Source organism: Lentzea indica (assembly GCF_012184385.1).
GTDB classification, from domain to species: Bacteria; Actinomycetota; Actinomycetes; order Mycobacteriales; family Pseudonocardiaceae; genus Lentzea; species Lentzea indica.
Window position 1 is genome coordinate 13,142 of record NZ_VSRL01000070.1, and the last position, 23,960, is coordinate 37,101.

At 66.7% G+C, this 23,960-nt stretch carries 25 protein-coding genes and 2 pseudogenes; 12 read left to right on the forward strand and 15 right to left on the reverse strand.

What is annotated here, in order from left to right:
* Positions 1–5: 5 nt before the first annotated feature.
* From FXN61_RS20425 to FXN61_RS20440, 4 genes are read right to left on the reverse strand one after another with little or no spacing between them, the layout of a single operon-like run.
* The gene (locus FXN61_RS20425) at positions 6–1,145 is read right to left on the reverse strand and encodes an MFS transporter (protein ID WP_312877876.1); all 1,140 of its coding nucleotides are present in this window, start codon (positions 1,143–1,145) and stop codon (positions 6–8) included.
* Positions 1,146–1,200: 55 nt separating this feature from the next.
* The gene (locus FXN61_RS20430) at positions 1,201–2,043 is read right to left on the reverse strand and encodes an SDR family NAD(P)-dependent oxidoreductase (protein ID WP_167975650.1); all 843 of its coding nucleotides are present in this window, start codon (positions 2,041–2,043) and stop codon (positions 1,201–1,203) included.
* A complete protein-coding gene (locus FXN61_RS20435) occupies positions 2,024–2,953 on the reverse strand; it encodes an alpha/beta fold hydrolase (protein ID WP_167975651.1) in 930 nt (309 codons plus the stop codon). The genes FXN61_RS20430 and FXN61_RS20435 overlap by 20 nt, the downstream gene beginning before the upstream one ends.
* The gene (locus tag FXN61_RS20440) at positions 2,950–4,278 is read right to left on the reverse strand and encodes a cytochrome P450 (protein WP_167975652.1); all 1,329 of its coding nucleotides are present in this window, start codon (positions 4,276–4,278) and stop codon (positions 2,950–2,952) included. The genes FXN61_RS20435 and FXN61_RS20440 overlap by 4 nt, the downstream gene beginning before the upstream one ends.
* A gap of 155 nt (positions 4,279–4,433) precedes the next feature.
* Between FXN61_RS20440 and FXN61_RS20445 the strand changes: the two genes are divergently transcribed.
* Together FXN61_RS20445 and FXN61_RS20450 are read left to right on the forward strand one after the other, a co-directional pair.
* On the forward strand, positions 4,434–5,930 hold the full coding sequence (locus FXN61_RS20445; RefSeq protein ID WP_167975653.1) for a flavin-containing monooxygenase: 1,497 nt from the start codon (positions 4,434–4,436) through the stop codon (positions 5,928–5,930).
* A 29-nt stretch (positions 5,931–5,959) separates the two neighbouring features.
* The gene (locus FXN61_RS20450) at positions 5,960–6,472 is read left to right on the forward strand and encodes a TetR/AcrR family transcriptional regulator (protein ID WP_246291792.1); all 513 of its coding nucleotides are present in this window, start codon (positions 5,960–5,962) and stop codon (positions 6,470–6,472) included.
* 147 nt (positions 6,473–6,619) lie between these two features.
* On the opposite strand, the gene FXN61_RS20455 is transcribed toward FXN61_RS20450, so the two are convergent.
* The gene (locus FXN61_RS20455) at positions 6,620–7,276 is read right to left on the reverse strand and encodes a YdcF family protein (RefSeq protein ID WP_167975655.1); all 657 of its coding nucleotides are present in this window, start codon (positions 7,274–7,276) and stop codon (positions 6,620–6,622) included.
* Positions 7,277–7,412: 136 nt separating this feature from the next.
* Between FXN61_RS20455 and FXN61_RS52340 the strand changes: the two genes are divergently transcribed.
* Positions 7,413–7,733: a hypothetical protein gene (locus tag FXN61_RS52340; protein ID WP_246291793.1), complete on the forward strand. Its 321-nt coding sequence runs from the start codon at positions 7,413–7,415 to the stop codon at positions 7,731–7,733.
* A gap of 114 nt (positions 7,734–7,847) precedes the next feature.
* Positions 7,848–8,207 carry a hypothetical protein gene (locus tag FXN61_RS52345; protein WP_246291794.1) on the forward strand — a complete coding sequence of 120 codons (360 nt, stop codon included), beginning with the start codon at positions 7,848–7,850 and terminating at the stop codon, positions 8,205–8,207.
* 180 nt (positions 8,208–8,387) lie between these two features.
* On the opposite strand, the pseudogene FXN61_RS55495 reads toward FXN61_RS52345, so the two are convergent.
* Positions 8,388–8,579: pseudogene (locus tag FXN61_RS55495) on the reverse strand (helix-turn-helix domain-containing protein); the annotation flags it as partial.
* Positions 8,580–8,746: 167 nt separating this feature from the next.
* On the opposite strand from FXN61_RS55495, the gene FXN61_RS20465 reads away from it, so the two are divergent.
* The 3 genes from FXN61_RS20465 to cyaB are packed head-to-tail and all read left to right on the forward strand — an operon-like array spanning position 8,747 to position 12,511.
* Positions 8,747–10,885 (forward strand): B12-binding domain-containing radical SAM protein, encoded by a 2,139-nt coding sequence (locus FXN61_RS20465; RefSeq protein ID WP_223165527.1) that lies wholly within the window; start codon positions 8,747–8,749, stop codon positions 10,883–10,885.
* Positions 10,886–10,904: 19 nt separating this feature from the next.
* Entirely contained in the window at positions 10,905–11,963 is a 1,059-nt protein-coding gene (locus FXN61_RS20470) for an aldo/keto reductase (RefSeq protein ID WP_167975656.1), read from the forward strand.
* Positions 11,960–12,511: a class IV adenylate cyclase gene (cyaB, locus tag FXN61_RS20475; RefSeq protein ID WP_167975657.1), complete on the forward strand. Its 552-nt coding sequence runs from the start codon at positions 11,960–11,962 to the stop codon at positions 12,509–12,511. The genes FXN61_RS20470 and cyaB overlap by 4 nt, the downstream gene beginning before the upstream one ends.
* A 113-nt stretch (positions 12,512–12,624) precedes the next feature.
* Here cyaB and FXN61_RS20480 read toward each other — a convergent pair whose 3' ends face one another.
* Together FXN61_RS20480 and FXN61_RS20485 are read right to left on the reverse strand one after the other, a co-directional pair.
* Entirely contained in the window at positions 12,625–12,837 is a 213-nt protein-coding gene (locus FXN61_RS20480) for a DUF397 domain-containing protein (protein WP_167975671.1), read from the reverse strand.
* Positions 12,838–12,876: 39 nt separating this feature from the next.
* Entirely contained in the window at positions 12,877–13,737 is an 861-nt protein-coding gene (locus tag FXN61_RS20485) for a helix-turn-helix domain-containing protein (RefSeq protein WP_167975658.1), read from the reverse strand.
* An 893-nt stretch (positions 13,738–14,630) separates the two neighbouring features.
* Between FXN61_RS20485 and FXN61_RS20490 the strand changes: the two genes are divergently transcribed.
* A complete protein-coding gene (locus tag FXN61_RS20490; protein WP_167975659.1) occupies positions 14,631–15,623 on the forward strand; it encodes a helix-turn-helix domain-containing protein in 993 nt (330 codons plus the stop codon).
* A gap of 372 nt (positions 15,624–15,995) precedes the next feature.
* Here the strand turns inward: FXN61_RS20490 and FXN61_RS20495 are convergent, their stop codons facing one another.
* A complete protein-coding gene (locus FXN61_RS20495; RefSeq protein ID WP_167975672.1) occupies positions 15,996–16,271 on the reverse strand; it encodes a DMT family transporter in 276 nt (91 codons plus the stop codon).
* A 55-nt stretch (positions 16,272–16,326) separates the two neighbouring features.
* Positions 16,327–16,740: pseudogene (locus tag FXN61_RS55500) on the reverse strand (DMT family transporter); the annotation flags it as partial.
* Between the two features lie 23 nt (positions 16,741–16,763).
* Between FXN61_RS55500 and FXN61_RS20505 the strand changes: the two are divergent.
* Together FXN61_RS20505 and FXN61_RS20510 are read left to right on the forward strand one after the other, a co-directional pair.
* Positions 16,764–17,648 carry a sulfotransferase domain-containing protein gene (locus tag FXN61_RS20505; RefSeq protein WP_167975660.1) on the forward strand — a complete coding sequence of 295 codons (885 nt, stop codon included), beginning with the start codon at positions 16,764–16,766 and terminating at the stop codon, positions 17,646–17,648.
* Positions 17,649–17,670: 22 nt separating this feature from the next.
* On the forward strand, positions 17,671–18,126 hold the full coding sequence (locus FXN61_RS20510) for a DUF4265 domain-containing protein (protein ID WP_167975661.1): 456 nt from the start codon (positions 17,671–17,673) through the stop codon (positions 18,124–18,126).
* 7 nt (positions 18,127–18,133) lie between these two features.
* Here FXN61_RS20510 and FXN61_RS55505 read toward each other — a convergent pair whose 3' ends face one another.
* Positions 18,134–18,268 (reverse strand): BTAD domain-containing putative transcriptional regulator, encoded by a 135-nt coding sequence (locus FXN61_RS55505; RefSeq protein ID WP_223165528.1) that lies wholly within the window; start codon positions 18,266–18,268, stop codon positions 18,134–18,136.
* Positions 18,269–18,469: 201 nt separating this feature from the next.
* On the opposite strand from FXN61_RS55505, the gene chvE reads away from it, so the two are divergent.
* Positions 18,470–19,564, forward strand: coding sequence for a multiple monosaccharide ABC transporter substrate-binding protein (gene chvE / locus FXN61_RS20520; RefSeq protein WP_167975663.1), 1,095 nt, complete (start codon positions 18,470–18,472; stop codon positions 19,562–19,564).
* Positions 19,565–19,576: 12 nt separating this feature from the next.
* On the opposite strand, the gene FXN61_RS20525 is transcribed toward chvE, so the two are convergent.
* From FXN61_RS20525 to FXN61_RS20535, 3 genes are all read right to left on the reverse strand, one after another.
* Positions 19,577–19,897: a MarR family winged helix-turn-helix transcriptional regulator gene (locus tag FXN61_RS20525; protein ID WP_167975664.1), complete on the reverse strand. Its 321-nt coding sequence runs from the start codon at positions 19,895–19,897 to the stop codon at positions 19,577–19,579.
* Complete coding sequence (locus FXN61_RS20530; RefSeq protein ID WP_167975665.1) at positions 19,878–20,180, reverse strand: Rossmann-fold NAD(P)-binding domain-containing protein; 303 nt, start codon at positions 20,178–20,180, stop codon at positions 19,878–19,880. Before FXN61_RS20530 ends, FXN61_RS20525 begins: the two co-directional genes overlap by 20 nt.
* A 223-nt stretch (positions 20,181–20,403) precedes the next feature.
* Complete coding sequence (locus tag FXN61_RS20535) at positions 20,404–21,675, reverse strand: YncE family protein (protein WP_167975666.1); 1,272 nt, start codon at positions 21,673–21,675, stop codon at positions 20,404–20,406.
* Positions 21,676–21,839: 164 nt separating this feature from the next.
* On the opposite strand from FXN61_RS20535, the gene FXN61_RS55510 reads away from it, so the two are divergent.
* A complete protein-coding gene (locus tag FXN61_RS55510; protein ID WP_167975667.1) occupies positions 21,840–22,484 on the forward strand; it encodes a TetR/AcrR family transcriptional regulator in 645 nt (214 codons plus the stop codon).
* Between the two features lie 180 nt (positions 22,485–22,664).
* On the opposite strand, the gene FXN61_RS20545 is transcribed toward FXN61_RS55510, so the two are convergent.
* Positions 22,665–23,960: NAD-dependent succinate-semialdehyde dehydrogenase (locus FXN61_RS20545; RefSeq protein ID WP_167975668.1), on the reverse strand; the 1,296-nt coding region annotated here is incomplete at its 5' end.

Below are 23,960 nucleotides of genomic sequence, written 5' to 3' on the forward strand. Positions count from 1 at the left end.
CTCCTTCAGGATTTGACGGCCATCACGGGTGCGCCGAGGCCGCGCAGCAATGGGATGCCGAGAAGTGCCACGCCCGCACAGATGAGGAACGCGGTCACGGGTGTGTCGACGAACAGCCCGACGATGGCCGGGACGAGCATGCCTCCGACGTTCCCGGCGCTCCAGACGAGGCCGGTGGCGGTGCCTTCGGCCTGGCCGGTATGACGCTCCAGGAGCTCGAGAATGATCGGAAGTGCCGGCATCAGGGCGAGGCCGATGAGTGTCAGGCCCAGAAAACCGGCGAACACCGACGGTGTCACCGCGAGCAGCAGACAGCCGGCGGACGTCACGACCAGCCCGGCGACCAGAGTCTGGCCTTCCACGCGATGGCGCGCTGTCAGTGGCGGAATGACCACACAGGCGATCGCACCGATGACCATGGTGAGCAGCAGCATGACGCTGGCGACGTTCGACGGCACTCCCGCTGGGTCCAGCAATGCCTGGGCGAACGTCGAGATCGCGTTGAAGATCCCGAACGGAACGAACACGACAAGACACAGCTGCCGGATGAGCGGGTCAGCGAAGGTGGCACGGATGGGAACGCGCTGTCTCACCGGCTTCCTGGCCACCGCCGGCGAGGGCTGCCAGAGCGCGATCAGCATCGCAACCGTTGCGGCACAGGCGATCCACGTGCCAATGCCGACGAACGTGGTGAGCTGTCCGGTGCCCGGCAGTACCGCACCGAGCACGAAGGCCGCGACCATGCCGGCGAACGTGCCCGCGCTCGAGATGGCGATACCGCTCGCGCGGTCTTTCACGGCGAGGTAGTGCCTGGCGACGCCGGGGATCGCGTTGAGCACCAACGGCTGGCCGATCGCGGCGACGATCTGTCCGGTCAGCGCCCACTCGTAGGAGTCGTCCACCAGCCTCAGCGCCGCCCCGGCCGCGGTGAGCAGCGCTCCTGCCGCGATCCCCGCCTTGAACCAGCGGTCCAGCAGGAGACCCGCTGGAATCGCCAGGAAGACGTACAACAGCGGGTTCACGTTGGCCAGCCAGCCGATCGCAGACTCCGGCACGCCGAAGTGAGCCGCGGCGGTGGTGGTGACGGGCGCGTAGTTCAACCAGATCAACTGAGTCGCCGCGGCGAGCACCGCGAAGATCGCCACGACCGTCCAGCGACTTCGGTCGGGCGAACCGGTTGGGGGAGTGGATGTCGTCATGTCAGGTCCGGCTCTGCAGCAGGCGCTCGATCTTCGACACGACGGTGAAGTAGTGGGTCGGCGCGAGTCGGGTCACCGCGTCGAAGACGTAGGCGTCCGGCCCCACCAGGATTCGCGACTTCCCCGCCGCCAGGCCGCGGTGAATGATCTTGGCTGCCTTGTCCGGCGTCGTCATCGCCATGGCGTCGAACTCTTTGGCGAAGTCCTCCTGTGTGCGACCGAGTCCTTCGGGGTCCTGGTGAAAGCGTCCGTTGCGGGCGATGTTGGTGCGGATGCCACCGGGATGGATGTTCACCGCGTCGACGCCGGTTCCGCGCAGTTCCTGGCGCAGAGCGTCGGTGAACCCGCGGACGGCGAACTTCGACGCGCAGTACGCGGTGTGGTGGGGCACGCCACCCAGCCCGTACACGCTCGACGTGTTGACGATCGTCCCCCTGCCCTGGTCGACGAGGATGGGGAGGAAGGCGCGTGTGCCGTGGACGACTCCGCCGAGGTTGATGCTCATCAGCCAGTCGTGGTCCTCGGCAGGCATGTCCAGGACCGTGCCGGCCGTCGCGACGCCGGCGTTGTTGAACACCGCGCCGAGATGACTCGGCATCCAGCTCTTCACCTCGATGGCGAACGCGGCCTGGGCCGCCGCGTCGCTGACGTCCAGAACGCGCGTGAGCACCGGCCCGAGGAGTGTCGCCTCGGTCTCCTTGAGCCCGTCCTGATCGATGTCCGTGATCGCGACAGGGCAACCGTGGGCGGACAAGCGCTGCGCCAGGGCGCGGCCGATGCCGGACGCGGCACCGCTGATGACAACCGTGCTTCCGTCGATCTTCCTACGCGGTGGCTTCGGCATCGGTGCTCTCCTGCTCGGGAAGTGGTGGTGTCAGGGCACTGCGTGCGTTGGCGTCGATCAGATCGACGATTCGAGGCCACGCTCCCCGTGGCAGGTCGTGACCCATCCCGGTGATCGTTTCCAGCCGGGAGCCGGGGATCGCACTGGCCGTCGCGGTCCCGCCGGTGGGGTGCACCATCAGGTCCCGGTCGCCGTGGATGACGACGGTGGGTGCCGTGATGGCGGCGAGCTCGCGGCTCCGGTCGCCGCTGGCGAAGATCGCGGCCAGTTGCCGGTCCGCCCCGGCCGGTGCCGGATCCCGTTCCCAGGCCCGGCCGACGTACTCCCGGATCCATCGCTCGTCGAGGGGAAATCCGTGCGAACCGATGTGCCGGTACATCGTCAGCTCTCGGTCGATCGCTTCGCCGCACGTGTTCGGTGCCTGCCCGAACATGCGCAGCCACGTGCTCATCGCCGGACGACCGATCTTCGGCGCTCCGGTGGTGGACATGATCGACGCCAGCGATCGGACCCGCCAGGGAGCGTGTGCCGCGAGGGTCTGGGCGATCATCCCTCCCATGGACATGCCCGCGACGTGAGCCGAGTCGAGGCCGAGCGCGTCGAGCAACCCCATGACATCGCGCGCCATGTCGCCGAGGTGGTACTGGTGGGGCCCGAACCGCTTGAGGAACATCGCCATCGAATTGGGTGGCCGGTAGGGCATGTGCGTTGATCGGCCGGCGTCGCGGTTGTCGAACCTCACGACGGCGTAGCCGCGCTCGGCGAGGTCAGCGCAGAACTCGTCAGGCCACGCGTGCAGCTGCTGGCCCAGGCCGGCGACGAGCAGGATCGGTTCACCGGCAGGATCGCCGATCCGTTCGTAGCAAAGCGTGATACCGCGCCCGACGTCGGCGAAACGCTCGGAGGTCACTGGATCGCTCGCTTCGGCGTCTTCCTGTGCGCGACCAGTCGCCCGTCGTCGCCGGGGGCGATCGCGATGCCGCGCCACTGTGCCCGCTCCGGCGGCGCGAACGTCGTACCCAACTCGAACTCCCGCAGAACTGTCCGCAGCACGACGTTCATTTCCATGGTCGCGAAGGCCGCGCCGACGCAGCGACGGGTTCCACCGCCGAACGGCACCCAGGAGTAGGTGTCCGGATTGACGCCGAGAAACCGATCCGGATCGAAGGACTCGGCATGGGGGAACACGGAGTCGGCATTGTGGGTGAGGTCGATGGAGGCCATGACCGTGTGCCCCTGGGGGATCACCCAGTCGCCGAGAGCGTAGAAAGGCGCCTTGACCTTGCGGTCCACGGCGTCGATGACCGGGCGGGTGCGCTGGACCTCCAAGATCGTCGCGTGGCGGAGCTCCGAGCCGCCGGCCTCCGCTTCCCCTGCCAGTCGATAAAGGACAGTGGGATGACGGCGAATCCGCTCGAACGCCCACGCCAGCGTCGTCGCCGTCGTTTCGTGCCCGGCAGCGAGCAGAGTGAGCAGTTCGTCGGCGATGTGCTGCCGTGTCATCGGTTTGCCGTCCTCGTACCGTGCCTGCAGCAGCAGCGAGAGAACGTCCTGGCGGTCTTCCAGGCTGGGTGCGGCCAACGCCTTCTTGATCAGTGAGTCGACGATGTCGTCGAAGCGCCGGCGATACGCCCGATACCGGCCACCGGGACTCCACGCCCCCAGGTTCATCCTGAATAGGGGAATGCCGGCGATCTTCGATCCGAGTTCCACCAACGACGGAAGGAGTTTCCGGAGCTGGTCGAACTCGGTGCCCTCGGCACCGAAGACGGTGCGCAGGATGATGTTGAGAGTGATCCGCGTCATCGACGGCATGGACGCGAACTCGACTCCGCACGGCCACGTCGCGGTTTCGCGCAGCACCTCCTCTTCCACCACGGCCTCGTAGCCCTGCAGGCGCCGGCCGTGCAGGGGAGGGACGACGAGTTTGCGGCGCCGGTGATGCTCCGTGCCGTCCAGGCTGAACAGCGAACCGGACCCGAGTACGACACCCAGGTTGAAGTCGGAAAGACCGACGATGTCGTTTTTCGTCTGAAAGAGCTGTTTGATCAGCGTTGGCTCACTTATCACGACTGTCCGGCCGTGCAGCGGTAGGTCGAGTGTGAAAGATGGTCCGTAGGCCCGCTGCAGCTGCTGCATCATCTGCTGGCGGCGCAGGACGAAGCCCAGCCCTTGCAGGACCTTCGGCAGTCGGGGGCCGGGCGGCAGGCAGACTCTCGTGCTCTGGTGGTTCACGGCTCACTACCCTTCGTTTGGTACCACGGCGTACCAAAAACAATGCTACCCGCAACGTGTCTCGACTGACAAGGTTCAAATGATTGGTACGTTGCGGTACCATTGCTGTTCGTTGCGGCGCAACGGTGCCGTACCTGGGAACAGGGGTGTGTTCAGTGATCGAACACCGTGACGTGATCATCGTCGGCGCCGGCCTGTCGGGCATCGGGGCGGCCTGCCACTTTCGCCGGAAGTTTCCCGCCAGGTCCCTCGCGATCCTCGAGGGACGCGCCGCCATCGGCGGCACCTGGGACCTCTTCCGGTATCCGGGTGTGCGGTCCGACTCGGACATGTTCACGCTGGGCTATTCGTTCCGGCCGTGGGAGGGAGCGGAGGCCATCGCGGATGGACCGAGCATCCTGCGCTACATCGAGGACACCGCTCGCGAGTTCGCCATCGCCGGGGACATCCGCCTGAACCACAGGGTGACCACCGCGGCATGGGACAGCGAAACGGCACTGTGGACAGTCACGGCACGCAGGACCGACGTCGGCGAGGACGTGATCCTGACGGCCCGTTTCCTGTGGGTGTGCACCGGTTACTACCGCTATGACGAAGGCTTCACCCCGCAGTTCCCGGGAGCCGAGGACTTCGAGGGCCGCATCGTTCATCCGCAGCACTGGCCGGAGGATCTCGACCACGCAGGCAAGCGGGTGGTCGTGATCGGCAGCGGCGCGACCGCGGTGACCCTGGTGCCGTCGATGGCCACGACCGCCGGCCACGTCACGATGCTTCAACGGTCTCCGTCCTACATCGCGGCGGCACCCAGGCGGGACCGGCTCGCCGACCTCCTTCACCGCGCGTTGCCCAAGTCCCTTGCGCACAACGCGATCAGGTGGCGGAACGTGGTGCTTGATCTCGCGATGTTCCAGCTGAGCAGGCGCCGGCCGAGTCTGGTCAAAGCGCTCATGCGACGGGAGACGGCGAAGCGGCTGCCCGCCGGGTACGACGTCGCGAAGCACTTCACGCCGAACTACAACCCTTGGGATCAGCGGGTTTGCTTGGCACCTGACGGAGATCTGTTCGCCGCGATCCGCGACGGCAAGGCATCGGTCGTCACCGACGTCGTCGACACCTTCACACCGGACGGGATCCGGCTGAAGTCAGGAGACGAGATCGCGGCCGACATCGTGGTCACGGCCACCGGTCTGAACATGCTCGCACTCGGTGAGATGGAGGTGTCCGTCGACGGCAGCTCGATCGACATCGGCTCGACGGTGTCGTACAAGGGAATGATGCTGTCCGGGGTGCCGAACTTGTTCTTGACCCTCGGCTACACCAACGCGTCCTGGACCCTCAAGGCGGATCTCATTTCCCGGTACGCGTGCCGCTTGATCGACCACATGGACAGCAACCACCACTCGTCGGTCACGCCGCTGCCGCCCGCGGACGGCGAGCTCGCTCCCCTGATGGATCTGACCTCCGGGTACGTCCGGCGTGGCATCGACCAGTTCCCCAAGCAGGGCATCGTCGCGTCGTGGCGCCAGCACCAGAACTACCTTCGCGATCTGCGTTTGTTCACCCGAGGTCCGTTGGACGACCACGTCCTGTTCGCGTCTGTCGCGATAGGACAGCGTCCTTCAGTTGGTCGATCGTCCAAGACGCTGCGTTAGGGTGGGGCCGCTCGGCAATGGTGGAGGCCATGACACGCGCGATCGTCAACGAAGCTGGAATGCCGCTGGGAGTCTTCCGCTACTGCTTCAAGTCGCGCGAGGAACTCCTGCAAGAGGTGATCAAGCGCCTCACGGAAAGCAGCGTGGCCGCGGCGCGGCAGGTGTTCGCGGCGGAGGGCGATCTCGGCTCGCGCATCGGCGACAGGCTGGACGCGTTCTGGCGGGGCGTCGAGGCCAGTCCTGGCGAGTACCTGGTGGGGTACGAGCTCACCCACTACGCGTTGCGCCAGGCCGGGTTCGAAGAACTGGCTCAGCGGCAGTACGCCCACTACCTGGAAGTTCATCGGGACCTGCTCACGGAAGTGGCCGAGAGTGCCGGTGTCCGGTGGACCGTTCCGCTGCCCGTCCTGGCCCGCTATTTGAACTCCGTCCTCGATGGGGTCGCCCTGGTCTGGCTCATCGACCGCGACAGCGAGTCCAGCCGCGAGGTGCTCCGCCTCGCGGGCCGGCACCTCGAGACCCTCGCCGAGAAAGTGGAGTAGAGGGTCGGCCGCTCGGGTCGGTCGACCGGTTGCTTGAGGTCCTGGCCAGATCCCCTGATTGGCCGGGCAGCAGGTATGGATCTCCTGGGGCTAGCGGCTGCGGGGCCAGCTCACAGCCTTGGGACGGACCGACGACGTCAGCGGCAGTCAGATGAGGCGGCTGGTGTATCCGGCTGCGACGAGCCGCTGGTAGGCGGCGTCGACTTCGTCGGGCATGTCCTGCTCGATGGCGAATCCGCGTCGGGCGTACTCGGTGATGCGCTGGGTGTCGCCGACGAGCATGTTGATCACCCGGTCGACGTCGCCGATGCTGGCGATGTACTCGTCGAGGGGCATCGGCCGGGAAGAGCACACGACGTCGGCTTCGGGCCACACCTTGCGGCAGGTGGCGTAGGCGCGTCGCTGCTGGTAGGGCCGGGAGATCAGCATGATCGACGCGGGCTGCAGGCCCGCGTCGGCGAGGACCTTGCGGCTGTTGGTGAGGTTCTGGCTGGTGTTGGTTGCCTGGGTCTCGATGGTGATCACCTCGGCGGGCACGCCGAGGGCGATTGCGTGTTCGCGGTAGTGCACGGCTTCGCCGCGGGGGAACCGTTCGATCGTGGTGGGTGCGTTGGCGCCGGTGAACACGATGCGCGGGAACATGCCTTGGTGGTAGAGCTCGGCGGTGTGGGTGGCGACGCCGAGGTCGTGGCTGCCCAGGCCGATGCCGACGTCGCAGCGGCGCGGCTCGTGGCCCATGTCGTGGTAGGACCACAGGGTTTCGACATCGGCTCGCAAGTCCTGGGGAAGCGCCGTGGTCGCCATGCCCAGGCACCTTACGGCTGACGGGGTCGGTGCCTCGCACCCCCATCCTGGAGGCCAGTTCGACGGCGCGGGCGGCGGGGCGGGGCAGCCTGATCATCTCCCGCACGAGGATGCGAGACAGCCGGTGATACCGGACTTGTTCGGGCGCATCGTTTTCAGCGGCGAGCAGCACCGCGAGCGCGTCGTCGATGCGGTTCCATCGGACGTAGGCGCGGGCGGTTTCGATGGCGTGGCGGACGCGTCGTTCGGTGGGGAGGCCGCGGGTTTCGATGCGGGGACCGAGGTCAATGGCGACCTGGACGTCGCCGAGCTCCATCGCGGCGGTTACCCGGTGGATTTTCACGTTCGTCGGACCGAACGCGGTCCACAGGTAGTTCGCGTCGCTGCCGAGCCGGGTCGCGGCCTCGTCGGCTTCGGCGAGGAACGTGGTGGTGTCGGTGCGGTCGTCGCGGCGTGAGGAGGCGACCACGCCCACGAGGTGCAGCATCCCGTAGACCGACAGGTACTCCGGCGTGGCGGTGCCGAGGCCGGGCTCGAGATGGTCTGCGGCCGCGCGGGTGAGCGCGACGGCTTGCTCGAACTCGCCGATGGACAGCAGAGCGTGGGCGACCGACCGGTACAGCGATCCGATCATCAGGGGGTTGCCGGTGGTGTTGGCGGCGGTCAGGCCGCGGCTCGCGGAGATCGCCGCGAGATCGGCTTCGCCGAGCTTGGTGAGCAACGCAGCGGCCAGTTGGTGAGCGCTGGCCGCGAGTTCGTGTGCGCGGAGTCCGTCGTCGCTCGTGGTGCCGTAGTGCTGGCAGGCGGCCTGGGCATCCGTGATCAGCAAGGGCAGGCGTTCGGTGAGCCGGGCGTAGCGGGAGTTCTGGTAGTCACTCCATTGCTTGTTGAGGTCGGCGACCAGCGTGGCCAAGCGGACCGGTTCTCCTGATTGCGGTCCGGTGAGGAACTGGCGGTGGTCCATGAGCGCCGCCCGAAGCGCGGGGACGGTCCGCCGGCCCGGCTCGTCGGCCCACGCCATCAGGACCGGCTCGCCGATCAGGTCGCCGAGAGCAACGTCGAGTGCCTTGGCAAAGCGGCGCAGCACGGAGAGCCGGTCCAGTGGGAGCACATCGTGCTCGACCTTGCGCAACCAGTCCTCCGTGCGACCCACGAGTCCCGCCAGGACCAGCTGAGTCAGGCCCCGCCGCTGCCGGTAGAAGGCGACGCGTTCTCCGATCGTCATGCCGTCGGTCATTCCCCGCATGGCGTTCACCTTCGCATCCGCGCTGATGACGACCCCAGAGAAATCCTCCCGGTTCATACCGCCGGGCGTACCTAGCGTGATCACCTGCCGCGCTCGTGCCCTGACCGGCCAGCACTGCAGTTCCACCACCTCACAGGCACTCGGCTGCTCGGGCTTGCCGTCAGTGCTGACGAGTGCGCGGCAGCCATGACCTGATTCCGCGACGACTCCCGTGGAGGATCCTGATGCGTGACTCGCGTCAGTCTGGCCGTGTTCGGCTCGTCGACACGATCGCACATGTCACCGGTATTGCCCCCACCGTGGGCGCCGGGCCGTGGACGGTTCCACTCGCCCAACCCGACCGTGTCCGGGACGCGATCGCCGAGTGCGTCGAGGGCCGGACGGTCGTGGTCACCGGCACGTTGGACCGGCGACTGGTTCTGATCGAACACGAGCCCGGTGGCACGTGGACCGCGGCCGACCTGTCCGGGCAGCCCCACAGCACCCGAACATGGCCAGCCTGGGCCGCCGACCACCTGCTGATCCATGATCCGGACGAGTGGCTGTCCCAGGCGGAGATCAGCGCCGAAGGCGTGCATCGGCTGTCGCGGCCCCGGTTGTTGCTGGCCGCGCTCTACCACCCCGAGTACTTCCCGCTGCCGAGGTTCCCGCTGGCGATCTCCGACCTCGCCCGCGCCGTGCGCACCACCTTGCTCGGACAGGTCGAGCTGTTGGACATGCAGCTCGGCGCGCAGCTGCACCACATCGTCGATCGCGTTGACTCAGGACAGGTCGACATCCTCGGGATCTCCGCGACCTTCGGCCAGCACGACCTCATGACGGAGCTGCTCGACGCGGTGACCACCACGGACACCCCGCCGATGCTCGTTGCCGGGGGCAGCCTCACCGCGCGCAACGAGTCCATGCTGCTGGACCGCTACCCGAACCTGATCATCAGCCGCGGTGCGGGCGAGCCCACCATCGCCGACGTTCTGTCGCACTGGCACAAGGACCTCACCATGGACCAGGTTCGCGGTGTCGGTTACATCGGCGCACCCCGCGGCACCGGGACGATGATGATTGCGCGTCGCCGCAACGCTGTTGTGCCCAATCTCGCGCAGGCCGACATCCTCCCGGAGCTCGACCTGCTCGACCTCACGCTCACCTGCAACGGGGTCGCACAGCTGGAATTCAGCAGGGGCTGCACCAACTTCTGCTCCTTCTGCCCACGAGGCCACAAAGGACAGTGGTTCGGCGCTGCGCCGGAGTCACTGCGCTGGATGCTGCGCGAGATCGGCGCGGTCTTCGACAGACACCCGCACCGCAGCAGGACCGTGTACCTGGTCGACGAGGAGTTCATCGGCCGCGGCGAGGACGCGGTGCCGCGGGCGTTCGCAGCCGCCGACATGCTCGCCGAGGAGGGCCTCGCCTGGGAGACGTCCTGCCGCGTGGACCAAGTCGTACGACCCGACCGCGACGAGACCTGGCACCGGGAGCGCGCAGAGATGTGGCGCGGCCTCGTCACCCGCGGGCTGCGGCGCTGCCTGTTCGGGGTGGAGTCCGGCGTCACCTCGATCCTCAAGCGGTTCAACAAGGAGACCACCGGCGAGCAGAACGCCCTGGCGATCCGCACGCTCACCGCACTGGGCGTGCCACCCCGGTTCACCTACATCACCTTCGACCAGCTCATGACCCCTGCGGAACTGCACGCGACCCATGCGTTCCAGGGCCGCACCGACCTGCTGGTCAAGCCGCAACTGCACCTCACCGCAGAGGAGATCGTCGAAGGCGTGCGCGATGAGCAGTGGGTCGCCGAGCACACCACCGGCCGCCCCTTCTACTACGGCATCAGCTACATGCTCGTCGGTATGGAGTGCCTGATCGGTGCCGCCTACACCCGCCAAGCCGAGAAGGAAGGCCTCACCGGCCGGCCCGACCCGTCGATGGGCCGCGTCGAGGCCCGCTACCAGGACTGGCGCATCGGCATTCTCGCCCGCTGGGCACAGTTGTGGATCGATCGGAACTTCCCGCTCGACTACACGCTCAAGAGCCTGGAGAAGATCCTCGACGGTCCCGCCTACGAGCGCGTGCGAGAGCTGCGCCGGGTGCTCAAAGACGCGGCCTACTTGCTGTTCGGCGGCATGCTCAACGCCATGGACGCCACCGACGTGAACGCCACGGACCGGCAGGAGCTCGACGAGGTGTGCGCCGCAGTGGTCGAGGCGATGATCCGCGAACTGCGCGGCTCGCTGGAGCCTGTCGTCACCGCCGTGTGCGATGACCTTCCACAAGAGCACCGCGCCATCCTGGCGCGCGAGCACGATCGCTGGATGCTCAACTACGAGTGGACGCTCATCAACGCCGGCGACCCGTGTGGCACCTGACAAAGGGAGAGGTTGCACTGTGCCCACCTTGGAACGCCGGGTCCTTCCCGGCCTGGACAAGGAAGTTTCGGTGATCGGCGCCGGCTGCTGGACCATCGGCGGCCCGGCAGCGAACAACGGTGTCCCGATCGGCTGGGACGACGTCGATCCGCACGAGGCCTTCGCCGCGCTGCTGAAGGCACACGAGCTTGGCGTGACCTTCTACGACACCGCCGACGTATACGGCCTCGGCCGGTCTGAACGCCTCCTCGGTCGCCTGGTCCGCGAGGTCGGCCGCGACGGGCTGATCATCTCCAGCAAGGTCGGCTACTTTGCCGGCACGGGCCCGCACCCGTACCACCCGGACCAGATGCGCCACCAACTCAACACGACGCTGGCCAACCTCAGCACCGACCACCTTGACGCCTATTTCTTCCACAGCAACGACTTCGGCGATGACGATCGGTATCTCGCCGACGCGATCAAGCTCATGCACAAATGGCACGCCGACGGCATCATCGGCGCTATCGGCATACGCGCGCCGCACGTCTTCGCCCAGCAGTGGGCTGACGGAGACGGGCAGCACTCTGCGGAGTCGGCACGGTTTCTCAAGCTGTTCCAGGACATCGCACCCGATGTGGTGCAAGCGCGGTTCAACCTGCTCAGCCCGCTCTACGGCCCCGACGAGACCGACATTTTCGCGTTCGCCCGCCTCCACGGTGTCGGCGTGCTGATCAAGCAGGCACTCGGCCAGGGCGTGCTCCTCGGCGGCTACGACCCCGACCGGCCACCTACATTCAGCCACACTGACCACCGCAGCACTGACCCGGCTTTCACCGCGGAGGCGTTGCGGGTCGCGTCGACCAAGCTGGCGCCGTTGCGCGACCGATTCGGGCATGACCCCGCGGCGCTGGTTCGCGTGGTGCTGCGCTACGTGCTGCAATCGGCACCCGACTCGATCGTGCTCACCGGGTTCCGCCACGCTGCACAGATCCACACGAACGTCACGTGTCTCGGCAATCCGCTCACCGACGACGAGCTCGTCGAGATCCGGACTCTCCTGCACTCCACCACTCATGAGGAAGGCGACCTGACGTGAAGTACATCGAGGTCGAGAAGAAGTACGCCCTGTCCGACCCGGAGGCTCTGAAGGCAAGGCTGGTCGACCGGGGAGCCAAGGCCACCGACCCGACCAATCAGGTCGACTCCTACTTCAACGCGCCGCACCGCGACTTCACCGAGCCCGAGGCGATCTCCGAGTGGCTGCGTGTGCGCACCGACAACGACGGCAACGCCTCCATCAACTACAAGCTCTGGCCCGCCGGCCGCCCGCACGCCGACGAGTTCGAGTCCTCGGTCGGCGATGTCGAAGCCATCCGCCGGATGCTCGAAGCCCTCGGCTTCCCGCCGCTGGTCACGGTGAACAAGACCCGCGAGGCCTGGACCCTCGATGACATCGAGATCGCCTTCGACCACGTCGAAGGCGCGGGCACGTTCGTCGAGTTCGAGTACAAGGCCGAAGCCGAGGCTCAGACCCCCGAAGACGCACTGACCTACCTCGACCAGTTCATCGCCGAGCTCAACGTCGAGCTCGGCGAGCAGATCAACCGCGGATATCCCCACATCCTGCTCGGTCGCCAGCGCTGATCAACCGCACCCTTCAGCCCCTGCCGCCGCTGCATGCGCGGCGGCGGCAGGGGCCGAAGGGCGTTGTACACAGGAAACAGGCCGAGCGAAGGCCACCGGGACGCAGCTGTGTCTCAGTGGCTTTCGTCGATCACCCAGGTCGTGAACTGAGACCAAGCACCTCCACGGATACCCAGGCGGCCTTCGTCAGGCGCCTTGGAATCGCGAACGCCGACTTGATCAGCTCCGAACCTGATCTCGACGCACGCGCTCTCACTCGGCTGGCTGTAGGAGGACTTGAACCAGGGCGTGAATCCGATATCGGACGTTGCTGATGGCTCGTTCATCTCGTAAGCCGATCCTTCCGCTGTTGCCGTCACCAACCGTTACGACGGCTGCGGTCCGCCTACGAACGCAAGGAAGTTCGCTGCTTGATCCGACCCAAGCGCGACCTTCTCCTGCGCCTCCCACAGATCCAGGTACCTCTTGACGATCTTCGGCTCGTGCAGGACCGCCTGCTCGTCGTAACGCTCAACGTAGACGAGGTGCAGCGCGGGGTCAGCTGCATATGTGGCGAGGTGGTAGTCGCTTTCCTGACCTGGGTAGAACCCGTGGCTGAACGGCACCCACTTGATGTGCACGTTGGGAAGCTTTGCGACCTCGGCCAGCCGCGTCAGCTGCCCGGCCCAAATGCCTGTGGTGTCTGAGATGAGACTCACCCGCGCGAGTGCGGCCTGGTCGATGATGAACTCGAACCGTTGGGCGGGGTTCAAGAGCGCTTCCTGGCGTCGAACGCGAAGGTTGATGAGCCGATCGATTTCTTCGACGGCGACTCCTGCGACCTCCATGAGGTAGCGCATCAACTCGATCGTCTGGAGCATGCCGGGTAGCAGCATGCTTGCCTTGCAGCGAATCAACGTGGCTGTGCGCTCCATGTCGACCAGCTTGCGCATCGGCTCGGACTTGAACTTCCACCGAAGATCAGCCTTCGGTACCGAGACGGATCCGACCTCGGCGTGCCAAGCGATCTGCGTCCAGGTCTCTGCGTCTCCACCAAGCGCAGCCTTGAGCTTCTCCAGGTTCTCTGCCGTGAAGAGCTTCTGACCGCGCTCCAGATCGACTTGAGTCGGCTGACTCCACCCGCACGCAGTCGCCACTTCACGCTGAGTGCGCTCATCGCGCAGCGCTTCGAGCAATCGACCGCACTGGATGTTGTGGATGAAGGCCGGCATCTCCACGGACGCCATGCGCGCACCTCCTGAACAGATCACCGAACCCAAGGCAAACGCTACGGAGAGTAGCAGGACTGTGTTCACCAGAACGGGGCATTATCAGACTCTGATATCAGACTATACGCTTCGTCTGTCAGTAGATCAGCTTGGGCCTATGACGTGGAGGGCGGGAAATGATCACTGATATCGATGCAGATCGCACGGCTCTGCCGTTCGGTTTCCTGATCACGCCCTTCGAGAGCGTTCGTTGGCAGAGCGGTAGGTCGGGAGCTGGGTGTTTGTTGCTGGCACTCGTTCCGGACGTACGGCGTCACCGCTATCCGATCCCGGCGAACGGGGCACGCCACGGCACGGTCGACGCCGTACCAGGCCGTGGCGCTGCTTCTTCGATGAGGCCTGGCTTCGATGGCTACCGCCACCCAGTGAGGGTGGCGCTGGGTGGCCTTGGCGAGAAGGGGCGTGCACGTGGCACAGCCGAAGAGAACGGTTCGCGTTCGGGTCGTTGTGGAACTGGCTCTGCGGAAGTGCCCGGCCCAAGTCGTGGTCGATCAGCTGGAGGACCCGGCGGAACAGTCGCGTCGAGCGAGCTAGTCCAGGAGGGGATCGGCGATGGGCAACCTGGTCTTGTTCGCTGAGCTGCGGCAGCGTCTCGATGATCACCTGGATCTCGTGTCGCGAGTCGCGGCTGAAGGCGACGCCGCATCCGCCTTGTCGATGATGCGTCGGGAAGTCCCAGGCTTGGTCGCAGCGGTGCATGCGCTTGTCGACGAACATCTCCCGGACGAGAACGGCTGCTGCAGAAAGTGTCGCAGCGGACCGTTCTGGCGCAGGATTCCTGCACCGTGCCGGATGCTGATCAAGGTTCACCTCGCCGTCGGAGCAGCTACGGCGACAACGCGGGACCGCACGTGCTGGAGCCCAAGGAGGCACAGGCTGCACGAGTCCTCGGTGGACTGAACCGACCTCCTCTCAACCTTCTTATCAGCACAAGGAATTCGGACATGCCGAAGAGATTCTCCACCGCGCGCGGCCGCGAATTCGGTGAGGGCATGCGAGCTGCTATCACGAACTCGGGGCTGAACGCCCGAGAGGTTGCCGACCTGTTGAGCTGGCAGGAGGCCAAAGTCTCGGACGTGCTGACCGGCAAGGGCGGTGTCAGCCGGCTCGAGGTCGCGCTACTGCTGGGTCTCTGCCGGGCCAAAGCCGATGAGCGTGACCATCTGCTCGAACTCTTTCCGGAGAGGGACTTGTCGGGATGGTGGCAGCTGCACGGCAAGTGCGCGCCGGTACGACCGCGGACCGCCCTCACCCACCTCGCCGCAGCCGAAACCTTGATCAGCTGGCACACGCACGCCGTGCCAGTTCTTCTCCGGACAGCTGAGTATGAGCGCGCCGTGTTGACCGCGTCCGCCACCGTGTCGGTCGACGAGTTGGACGAGCGGTTGCGTGTACTGCAGGAGATGCAGAAGCTGCTCAGCAACGGTCTGGACTGCACCTTCTACATCCACGAACTCGCGCTCGATCTTCAGATCGGTACACCAGAAGAGCACATCGGCCAGCTGCAGCACCTCGTGCTCATGGCGAACTGGAAGAAGATCAGGATCTTGGTCGTGCCTGCAGCAGCTGGTGCACATGCGGGCATAGCGGGGCCCTTCACTCAGCTGAAGTTCCCGAAGTACGAGCCGCTGGTGTGGACGGAGACTGAGAACTCCAGCCTCTTCGTCGAGACGAAGGAGGCTGTCGGAGGCTACGCGGATGTCATCCGGGCGCTCGACGAGGTCAGCCTGGACGAGGACGAATCGAGGGATCTGATCGTCCGCCGGTGCGTCCGCCTTCAGGAGGCCGGCGACGCAGACGGTGCGGTGCAACGGGATTCGGATGAGCCCTTTCCGTCGTTGTAGGCGGGGAAGCCTGTCCGGACGCCCCCGAACACGCACTTCGCAGTATTCCGAGTACGAAAGTGAACCGAGCGATGACCGAGGTTGGAACACGCGTGTTGGAAGCCGCTGCCGTGAAGGCGGTGGCGGCGCAGCTGAGCGAGGCGATCGAGAAGGGACGCCGTCAAGACCGCGGCCTGTGGCGGGTGGTCCAGAACGAGGTCGACCGACGGACTGGCTTCGGACCGAGGTATCTGCCTTCGTCGTCGGCTCTTGTGATCCTCGCCGTGCTCGTGGGTGGTGGAACTGCCGGGTTTCTTTGGGCAGCCACGTCACGGAACTGGGTCGCGTGCGCTCTCTTCGTGGTGTTGATGACCCTTGGGATCTTCCTCCTAATTAGTGCGCGGCCATGCCGAGTTCAATGATCAGCACCTCTGCGGCGATGACCGCGATGCCGGCCCCCATGCGTTTGGTCAGCGCGTCTTTGAAGAACACCCGCGCCCCGCTCGCGGTCAGCCCAACACCGCAGGCCGCCCAGATGCCGTACGCGATGCCGACCGGCATGCCCTGCGCGAGAGCGACTGTCAGCAGTCCGAACGCGGCTGCGTAGGAGGCCGCGACAGGGGCGATCCACTGCTTTTTCTTCAGTCCTTCCGAAGCACGCAGCGACAGAGTGGCCGGTCTCCACCAGGACGACCCCGGCGATCACGGTCGCGATCCCCAACCCGATCAGCAGCGTGAACGGCTCTGCGAACAGCACAGCGCCGAAAACCGCTGTCAGGGCGACACCTGCGGCCGCCCAGATCCCGTAGACGACACCGATCGGGGCACCCATGCGCAGCAGTGCGGAAAGGGCCACGAACGGGCCGCCGTAACCCGCAACGGTCAGCACCGTCCACCAAGGGTTGTCGATCGCTGCCGCCCTCAGGGACAGCGTGGCCGCCACTTCCAAGACGATCGCGCCCACCAAGATCATCAGTTTTCTCATGGTGGCTCCTCGCTGCACTTGCTCCAGGGCCACGTCGTCGGGGCAGGCGTTCACGGATGGACCGCGAGACCCGGTGCTCCAACGCCACCCCGTCGCGGGCCGAGGAGGTCTACTGACCGGCGCCGAAGCGTGGCACCCTGGAAGCGGACGCATGTCGACGGCTGGGGGAGCTGAACATGGCTACGTTGCGGCGATACAGAACAGTGGTGTCCGACAGCGCGCTGTGGGTGGACTTCCCGTTCCGGGCCGGGGACGTGGTGCTCAGCCCGCCCGCGAAGTGCGGCACGACGTGGATGCAGATGCTGTGCGCGTTGCTGATCTTCGACACGGCCGAGTTCGACCGGCCGCTCACCGAGATCTCCCCGTGGCTGGACGCGGTCACCTACGACACGGCCGCGACGCTGGCCACGCTCGAGAGCCAGCGGCACCGGCGGTTCATCAAGACCCACACGCCGCTCGACGGCCTGCCGTTCCACCAGGACGTGACCTACGTCTGCGTCGGGCGCGACCCGAGGGACGCCATGCTGTCCTTCGAGAACGCCGCGGCCAACATCCATCCGGACGCCATGTCCTCGCTCGACCCGCAGGTGGCCCAGCTCCCGGCGCCGGACCCGCTCGACCGGTTCTGGGTGTGGGCCGACGCGGACCTCGTCAACGACACGACCTCGTTCGGCGTCACCTTGGCCAACCTGGTCAACCACGTACGAACGTTCTGGGATCGCCGCGACGAGCCCCAGGTCGCACTGTTCCACTACGCGGACCTCAAGGCGGACCTGCCCGGCCAACTACGGCGCCTGGCGCAGGTGCTGTCGATCGAGGTCAGCGAGCAACGCATCAACGAACTGGCCACAGCGGCGACGTTCGACCACATGCGCGGCCGTGCCGACGAGCTGGCACCAGGCGTCGACGCCAAACTGTGGCGCAGCAACGAGAACTTCTTCCGCTCGGGCACCAGCGGCCAGTGGCGTCGCCTGCTCGACTCCGCCGCACTCGACCGCTACCAGCGCCGCGTGGTCGAGCTGGCCCCACCCGACCTCGTCGAATGGCTCCACCGCCCGTAGGCGGTGCGCATGATGGGAAAACATGTCCAGCGCACGCACGGTGATCCTGATCGTGGCAGGTCACAAGACGAACGGCGAACCCTCGTTCGAGGAGCTGCTCGTCGATGATCTGACCGGAGGCCGCTATCACGTGGTGGCGGCCCCCGGCCTCGCGGGCGGCATCGCCAAAGGGGACGTGATCGCCTACGACGAGCGGGACGGCACCTACGAGGTGGTCGAGCGAGGGGGCAACCTCTGCATCCAGATCTACGGGGCGCACGAGGTGCCGGAAACGTTGGTGGCTGAGGTGAACCGGCTCGGTGGCACGTTCGACGGCGCCACCGAGCTGAACTCGGTCTACTCGATTCCGGTGACCGCCACGTTCCCCGTGGTGGAGAAGCTGTTCAGGGACTTCGTGGCGGCGCATCCCGGCACGAACTGGTACTTCGGCAACGTGTACGACCCCGCCGACGACGAGACGCCGCTGAACTGGTGGTGAGGTGGGGTCAGCACGCCGCGAGAATGGTGGCGTGCAGCTCGGGTCCGGGATCGAGGCCGAGCTCCTCGGACAACAGCCTGCTCACGCCGCGGTATGTGGCGAGCGCGTCGGCCCGAGCGGTGCAGCGACTATCGGCTGGCACCAGAACTGGTCGCGCAGCGGGTGTTCCGCGGTCAGCGTTCGACGGCACCGGGTACGTCACGCCTTCGCTTGATAGGCGCAACTTCACTTGTTAACGTTCACACTCGCTCGTGGCGCGGATCACACGTGGGCCGTGCTTTCGGCCCGCCCTGGGAACCGCGGCGATCGTCAACACCGATGTTGATCCGCGCGAGGAGCCAGCATGAGATTGTCCAGATCAGTGGTGCCGGTGGTGGCGCTGCTGGTGACGGCGTGCGGCGCGCCGGCGGCCGGCCAGCAGGTCAAACCCGCCGAGGGTGCGCTCGTGGGCGTCACCATGCCGACGACCTCGTCGGAGCGCTGGATCCACGACGGCGAGAACATCAAGCGCGACCTGGAAAGGCTGGGACACCGGGTCGACCTGCGGTACGCCGAGAACGACGTTCCCAGCCAGGTGAAACAGATCGAGAGCCAGATCGCCGACGGCGCCAAGCTGCTGATCATCGCTTCGGTGGACGGCTCCGCGCTGACCCAGCCACTTCAGCGGGCCGCGGACGCCAGGGTCCCGGTGATCGCCTACGACCGGCTCCTGCGAGACAGCCCGTACGTCGACTTCTACGCAACGTTCGAGAACTTCCGGGTCGGCGTCTACCAGGCCGAGTCACTGTTGGCCGGGCTCGGGCTTCGTGCCGCTGATGGCCGGCCCAGCTCCGCGAAAGGTCCGTTCAACGTCGAGCTGTTCGCCGGCTCGCCGGACGACAACAACGCGACATTTTTCTTCAACGGCGCCATGTCCGTGCTCAAGCCATACCTCGACAGCGGCACGCTGGTGGTGCGCAGCGGTCAGACGGACTTCCAGTCCGTTACGACCCCTCGGTGGGACGGCGAGACCGCCCGCAAGCGCATGGAGGACATCCTCGCCACGACATACCGCCGCACCAAGGTGAACGGCGTGCTCTCGCCTTACGACGGCATCTCCCTCGGCATCCTCGCCGCGCTGAAGAACAACGGCTACGGCCCTGTCTTCCCGATCGTGACCGGCCAGGACGCCGAGCTCGCCTCCGTGAAGTCCATCATCGCCGACGAGCAGTACTCGACGATCTACAAGGACACCCGCGAGCTGGCGACCGTCACGGCGATGATGGCGGACGCCGCGTTGAAGGGCCGGACGCCGCCGCAGCTGAACAACCTCAACGACTACGACAACGGCGTCAAGGTCGTCCCGGCCTTCCTGCTGAACCCCGTGAGCGTCAACAAGGCCAACTACCACAAGGTTCTCGTGGAGTCCGGGTACTACACCGACGACCAACTCCGCTAGCAGGCCGCTTGATCAGGCCGGTTGCGGGCCGTGACCGTCGAGGAGTTTGGCCAGCAGTGCCTGCAGTTGGCGACGTTCCGCCGCGTCGAGCGCGCCCAGGAGCTCGTCCTGGACCAGCTCGGCGTGGTGCTGGATCTGTGCCAGGTAGCGGCGACCGTCGTCGGTCAGGGCGACGATGTTGCGGCGCCGATTGGCAGGATCGACCTCGCGCTGAACCCTGGCCGCGGCTTCGAGCCGGTTGAGGATGCCGTTGACGTCGTTGCGGTCCAGGCCGACACGGCGGCCGATGTCCGCCTGGCTCAGCGGCCCGTGGTCATCGAGGGCGGCCAGCACGGAGTAGTCGGCGCGGGCCCGCGTTGGCGCGAGCCCACTCCGCGCGGGCCTCGTCATCGGGCTGCGGCTCGTACCGGATGTCACGGCCGAGCACCTCGGCCAGGATCCGCACCCGGTCGCCCGGTCGCAACGCCTCGGGCCCGGTCACCGCGTACTCGCGGCCCTCATGATCCGCTGGCAGGAGCGCCTTCGCCGTGACAGCCGCGATATCGGCCGGATTGACAACCGCGGACGGCATGTCGGGCCACGGTGCACGGACCACGCCCGTCTTGATCTGTTCCACGCCCTCTTCTCATGGCGATGGCCGAGCTGCCGAACGCTTCAGGCAAAGCGCACGCCCTGGCCGTCGAGACCAAGGCGTGGGTGCGCGAGAACACCGGCGATCTTGCTGATCAGCTGTCCATAGTGGATTCGACGGGCCCGCGCGTCAGGCACGCGGGCTCGGCGACGCCATGCTCACGGCAGCCCGCTGAGGAGCGTGAAGCGGCCCGGTGGACGGTTGATGATCAGCTGGTGGGGCCGGTCCAGTCCGCGGTGATGTGGGCGATGCGGACGCGTTGCGGGTGGTCGCCGACGGGCACGGAGACGAGTTTCTGGCCGGTGGCGAAGTCGATCGCGGTGACCTGGTCGGTGCCGCTTTCGGAGATGACGCATGCCCGGCCGTCACCGCTGACGGTGGCCCAGTAGGGCTTGGAGGCCGTGACGAGCGGGCCCTCCTGCAGGCTGGCGCGGTCGACGATGGTGGCGTAGTCGTCCATCGTTCCGGCGACGCAAAGCTTGCTGCCGTCGGGGTTCATGGACAGGCCGTGGTGGCGCGAGTCGTTGACGAAGGTGGTGCGGTCGTCGCTGGTGCCCGAATTCTTCGGCAGCGTCTTCACCTTGGTGATCTTGTCGGTGGCGACGTCGTACTCCAGGAAACCGTTGAAGAACGACACCTGGAAGTACAGCTTCGAGAAGTCGGGGCTGAACACCGCGGGCCGCACGGAGTTGGACAAGTCGTTGCGGCCGAAGGCGTCCAGCCGGCTGCGCATGTCGATGGTCCTGACGACCTGGTAGGTGCTCGCGTCGACGACGGTGATGTGCCGGTCGCCCTTGAGGAAGTCCTGCCACGGCGCGTCGAAGTTGTTGTTGACCTCGCCGATCGACATGTTCCAGATGTACTTGCCGCCGTTGGTGAAGACGTTCTCGTGCGGCTTGTCACCGGTCTTGAAGGAGCCGAGCTGCTTGCCGGTGTTGATGTCCAGCACGTGCACGGTGTTGGAGGTCGACGCCGAGACCGCGACCTTGCCGCCGTCGGGGGAGACGGCCATGTGGTCGGAACGGAAGCCCGACACCGGGAACCGCCACTTGATCTTCCCGGTGGCGAGGTCCAGGGAGACGACGTCGGCGAAGCTGGGTCGTGAGACGACCATGGCCGTGCCGTCAGGGGTGGCGTACATGTCGTCGACGAACTGGTCGTGTCCTTCGCCCGGCCCCTGCCGGATGCCGAGGAAGAACGCCAGCTTGATCGGGTTGAGGTAGATCTCGGTCAGTCGCTGGGTCTTGTCGGGGATGACGTTGAGGCGGCCGATCTTGGCGAAGTCGCCGGTCGACTTGATGACGTCGGCGGTGCCGTCCCAGTTGTTGCCGACGAACATCACCTCGCGCAGCGGGGCCGCGGAGGCGGCCGGGGCGGTGACGCAGGCGGCGAGGGCTGTCGCCGCGGCGACAACGCGTGTCAGGCGCGTGAGAGCGCTTCCGTTGCGAGCTTTCCGTGCAGGGTCGGACGTAGCGTGCATCGCTGCTTCTCCGAGTGAAGTGGGCGCCCGCAAAGGAAGGCGCATGCCGCAGGGAGATCTGAACTTGGCCAAGTTCAGATCTTGGCTACTGGATAGTAGGCTGACGTGATGCCGGCCACAAGAGCCAGTGGGGGAAACTGCCGCGCGGATCCGATGGAGGCACAGTGGCAGGCAGGATCACCCCGGCGGAGGGCCGCTACGGGGGCAAGGACGCGGCTGAGCGTCGTGCCGAGCGGCGCGGGCGGTTCCAGGAAGCGGGCCTGGAGGTGTTCGGCACCGGGCCGGGCTACCGGGGAACTCGCCTGGGTGACCTGTGCAAGGCTGCGGGGCTGTCGAGCCGCCAGTTCTACGAGGAGTACCGCACTCTGGAAGACCTGCTGGCCGACCTGCACCTCCACGTCAACGACGTGGCGGCGAAGGCAGTCGCCGACGTGCTGCCCGATGCTGGGCACCTGACCTTGCCAGAGCTGCTGCCCCTGTTGGTGCACGCCTACGTGAAGGGCGCCTGTGCCGACCTGCGCCACGCCCGCATCGCCTACGTGGAGGTCGTCGGAGTCAGCCCGCGCATGGACCGCCAGCGCCTCGAACGCCGCGCCATCTGGGTCGAGATGATCAACCGGCTCGCGGCGGACGCCGTCACCCGTGGCGAGATCCCTCCTGGCAACTACCGCATCACCGCCGCGGCCATCATCGGCGCCGTCAACGGACTCATGCACGACTGGGTCGTCGGATGGGTCGACGCGACGCTGGACGAGATCGCCGACGAGCTGGCCCAGATGGTGCTCGGCAGGTACAAGATCGCCGGATGATCGACGGGACCGAGCCGCCGGGACGATCACGGCGACGGCGTCGTTGTCCCAGAAGCCGAACGAAAGCGGCGTCGGTGCCTGAGCGCGTGACCACATGCCCGGTGGACGCGGTCGAATCGGCCGCGTCCACCTCGTGTTCGTGCTGTGGCGTCAGTCAGCAGCCACCACTCGCCGGCCGAGTCAGTTTCCCGTCGGGATGGCGATGTACTTGTACTCCAGGAATCCGTCCATCCCCGCCCGGCCACCTTCCCTGCCGAGACCGGACTGCTTGACACCGCCGAACGGCGCGGCCGGGTTGGACACGAGGCCGGTGTTGAGACCGACCATGCCGCTCTCCAGCCGCTCGCTGACGCGCAGGGCGCGGTCGAGGTCGCGGGTGAACAGGTAGCTGACCAGGCCCCAGTCGGTGTCGTTGGCGGCGGCGACGACCTCGTCCTCGTCGTCGAAGGTGAGGATCGCGGCCACCGGGCCGAAGATCTCCCTCTGGTTCACGGCGGCGTCGGCGGAGACACCGGTCAGCACGGTGGGCGGGTAGAAGCAGCCAGGTCCGTCCGGCAGCTCGCCGCCGGTGACGAGTTTGGCGCCGTGCCGCACGGCGTCGAGGACGAGCTCGTGGACCTTGCCGCGGCCCGCCTCGTCGATGAGCGGGCCGACGTCCGTGCCCGGTTCGGTGCCGGCGCCGACGGTGAGGGCCTCCATGCGGTCGGCCAGACGCGCGGCGAACTCCTCGGCGAGCGAGCTGTGGACGAAGATGCGGTTGGCCGCGGTGCAGGCCTCGCCCATGTTGCGCATCTTCGCGAGCATCGTGCCTTCGACCGCCGCGTCCAGGTCGGCGTCGTCGAAGACGATCACGGGGGCGTTGCCGCCCAGCTCCATGGACGCCCGCACGACCGTGTCGGCGCACTGGGCCAGCAGGATCTTGCCGACCTGGGTGGAGCCGGTGAAGGAGAGCTTGCGGATCTGACCGCCGCGCAGCAGCGGTTCGACGACCCCGGCCGCGTCCGAGGTGACGACGACGTTGAGGACGCCGTCGGGAAGGCCCGCCTCGGTGAGGATGGCGGCGAGAGCGAGCGTGGAACAGCGGGTCTGCGGGGCCGGCTTGAGAACCATGGTGCACCCGGCGGCGACTGCGGGGCCGATCTTGCGGGTGCCCATGGCCAGCGGGAAGTTCCACGGGGTGATCAGCAGGCACGGGCCGACGGGCTGGCGCAGCACCATGATCCGGTTCTTGCCCTCGGGGGCCAGCGCCATCCCGCCGTCGACGCGGACCGCTTCCTCGGAGAACCAGCGGAAGAACTCCGCGGCGTAGGCGACCTCCCCGCGCGCCTGGTCGAGGGGCTTGCCCATTTCCAGGGTCATCAGCAGGGCGAGTTCCTCGGTGCGCGAGATGATGATGTCGTAGGCACGGCGGAGGATCTCACTGCGAACGCGGGGCGGGGTCGCGGCCCAGGCGGGCTGGGCGCGACCGCCGCTTCG

Coding starts and splice junctions, on each gene's coding strand:
- FXN61_RS20430 (WP_167975650.1), bottom strand. CDS start 2,043: ATGCCGAAGCCACCGCGTAGGAAGATCGACGGAAGCACGGTTGTCATC.
- FXN61_RS20450 (WP_246291792.1), top strand. CDS start 5,960: ATGACACGCGCGATCGTCAACGAAGCTGGAATGCCGCTGGGAGTCTTC.
- FXN61_RS20455 (WP_167975655.1), bottom strand. CDS start 7,276: ATGGCGACCACGGCGCTTCCCCAGGACTTGCGAGCCGATGTCGAAACC.
- FXN61_RS20465 (WP_223165527.1), top strand. CDS start 8,747: ATGCGTGACTCGCGTCAGTCTGGCCGTGTTCGGCTCGTCGACACGATC.
- FXN61_RS20480 (WP_167975671.1), bottom strand. CDS start 12,837: ATGAACGAGCCATCAGCAACGTCCGATATCGGATTCACGCCCTGGTTC.
- FXN61_RS20485 (WP_167975658.1), bottom strand. CDS start 13,737: ATGGCGTCCGTGGAGATGCCGGCCTTCATCCACAACATCCAGTGCGGT.
- FXN61_RS20505 (WP_167975660.1), top strand. CDS start 16,764: ATGGCTACGTTGCGGCGATACAGAACAGTGGTGTCCGACAGCGCGCTG.
- FXN61_RS20510 (WP_167975661.1), top strand. CDS start 17,671: ATGTCCAGCGCACGCACGGTGATCCTGATCGTGGCAGGTCACAAGACG.
- chvE (WP_167975663.1), top strand. CDS start 18,470: ATGAGATTGTCCAGATCAGTGGTGCCGGTGGTGGCGCTGCTGGTGACG.
- FXN61_RS20535 (WP_167975666.1), bottom strand. CDS start 21,675: ATGCACGCTACGTCCGACCCTGCACGGAAAGCTCGCAACGGAAGCGCT.